At 64.2% G+C, this 2,485-nt stretch carries 1 protein-coding gene; it reads left to right on the top strand.

Annotation, left to right across the window (positions count from 1 at the left end; translation table 11 throughout):
• On the top strand, positions 1–2,485 hold a 2,485-nt coding region (locus ACFWBU_RS21215), incomplete at both ends, for a condensation domain-containing protein (RefSeq protein ID WP_378529149.1).

The following is a 2,485-nucleotide window of genomic DNA, read 5'->3' as shown; positions in this document are numbered from 1 at the left end:
TGCCGTCGATGCTTGCGGTGTTCGCTGCTGTTGCGACGCGCGAGGAGTGTGTGTCGTTGCGTGTGGTTCTTGTTGCGGGTGAAGCGTTCCCTGCGGCGTTGGTCGATCAGTGTGCTGCTCTGGGTTTGCCGCGGTTGCACAATTTGTATGGTCCGACCGAGGCGACGGTGCATGTCACGGCGCGGTCGGTCGAGGTGGGTGTGGCGGGTGCGGTGCCGATCGGGGCGCCTGTGTGGAATACCCGGGCCTATGTTTTGGATCAGCGGTTGGTGCCGGTGCCGGTGGGTGTTGTGGGTGAGTTGTATCTGTCGGGTGTGCAGTTGGCTCGTGGGTATGTGGGTCGGCCGGATTTGTCGGCGGAGCGTTTTGTGGCGTCGCCGTTCGGTGTGGGGGAGCGTCTTTATCGCACGGGTGATGTGGTGCGGTGGAGTGCTGATGGTGAGTTGGTGTATGTCGGTCGTTCCGATTTTCAGGTGAAGTTGCGGGGGTTGCGGATCGAGCTCGGTGAGATCGAGGCGGCGTTGGTGTCGCATGATTCGGTCGCGCAGGCTGCGGTGGTGGTGTCGGCGTCGGGTGTCGGGGATCAGCTTGTGGGGTATGTGGTGCCGGCTGTGGGGGCCGTGGTGGATCGTGATGGGTTGGCGGGGTTCATTTCGGGGTTGTTGCCTGCGTATATGGTGCCGTCGGTGTTTGTGGTGCTCGATGAGTTGCCGCTCAACAGCAGTGGGAAGCTCGATCGGAAGGCGTTGCCTGCGCCGGTGTTCGAGGCTCGGGAGTTCCGGGCGCCGCAGACTGCCGTCGAACAGGTTGTGGCGTCGGTGTTTTCGGAGGTGCTCGGTGTCGAGCGGGTGGGGCTCGATGATGATTTCTTCGCCTTGGGTGGTAACTCGCTGATTGCGACCCAGGTGGTGGCTCGTCTGGGTGCGGCGTTGGGTACTCGGGTGCCGGTGCGGGTGTTGTTCGAGGCGGCCACTGTCGGGGAGCTGGCGGGGCGGGTGGAGCAGGTGTCCGGTGGGGGTGCCGGGGTGCCGTTGGTTGCGCGGGTGCGGCCGGCGCAGGTGCCGTTGTCGTTGGCGCAGCAGCGGATGTGGTTCCTGAATCGGTTGGATCCGGGGTCGGCGGTCGACAACATTCCGGTGGCGATCAGGTTGTCGGGATCGTTGGATGTCGATGCGTTGCAGGCAGCGGTGTCGGATGTGGTGGCGCGGCACGAGTCGTTGCGGACGGTGTATCCGGAGATCGACGGAATCGGATTCCAGAAGATCCTGCCTGTCTCGGACTCGATCGTCGAGGTGCGCGTCGAAGACGTGAGCGTCGAGGACGTGCCCGGGCGGGTCGGCAAGATCCTGGGGGCCGGTTTCGATGTCACGCAGCAGGTTCCGATCCGGGTGCGGTTGCTGCGGGTCACGCCGGACGAGCATGTGCTGGTGGTGGCGGTCCATCACATTTCGAGCGACGGGTTCTCGATGGGACCGTTGACCCGGGACGTGGTGACGGCGTATACGGCGCGGTCCGCGGGCCGGAACCCGGAGTGGTCGGCTTTGGAAGTCCAGTACGCGGATTACACGTTGTGGCAGCGCGAAGTCCTCGGCGACGAGTCGGATCCGGAGTCGCTGCTCGCGCGGGAAACGGAGTTCTGGCGTGCTGCTTTGGCGGATCTGCCGGAGGAGTCGACGTTGCCGGGGGATCGGCCTCGTCCGGTGGTGTCGAGTTACCGGGGTGCCTCGCACGGTTTCGTGATCGATGGTCGCGTCCGGGCGGGTATCACCGATCTTGCACGTCTCAGTGGTGCAACGGAATTCATGGTCGTCCATGCTGCGTTGGCGGTGTTGCTGTCGCGGTTGGGTGCGCAGTCCGATGTTGCGATCGGGACGCCGATCGCGGGGCGTGGTGAGGCTGCGCTGGACGATCTGGTGGGTATGTTCGTCAATACGTTGGTGTTGCGGACGTCGGTTGATGGTGGGGTGTCGTTCGGGGAGTTCCTCGATGAGGTCCGCCGGGTGGATCTCGACGGGTTTGCGCATGCGGATGTGCCATTCGAGCGGTTGGTGGAGGTGCTCGATCCTGCGCGTTCGCAGGCGCGTCATCCGTTGTTCCAGGTGATGTTGACGTTCCAGAATATGGCGGCTGCGGAGCTCGAGTTGCCGGGGTTGAGTGTGTCGGGTGTCGACTTCGATGCGCAGATCGCGAAGTTCGATCTGCAGGTGACCGTCTCCGATCTGGCCGGGTCGGGTGAGCAGTCGCAGGGTTTCGGCGTCGAGTTCACGTATGCGACCGAGCTTTTCGATGCCGCAACGGTGGAGGGTTTTGCGGAGCGGTTCGTGCGGATCCTCGAGTCGGTGGTGTCCGATCCGTCGTTGCGGGTGGGGGATATCGATCTGCTGGGCGCCGATGAGCGTAGTGCGGTGCTCGAGCGGTGGAACGATACGGCGCGTCCGGTGCCGGATGGGACGTTGCTGGACCGGTTCGATGCGCAGGTCGCGTC

It is taken from the genome of Rhodococcus sp. NPDC060084 (assembly GCF_042730335.1).
Taxonomy (GTDB): Bacteria; Actinomycetota; Actinomycetes; order Mycobacteriales; family Mycobacteriaceae; genus Rhodococcus.
The sequence above is the reverse complement of the archived record's forward strand: the minus strand, read 5'-3'. Positions and strand labels throughout refer to the sequence as shown.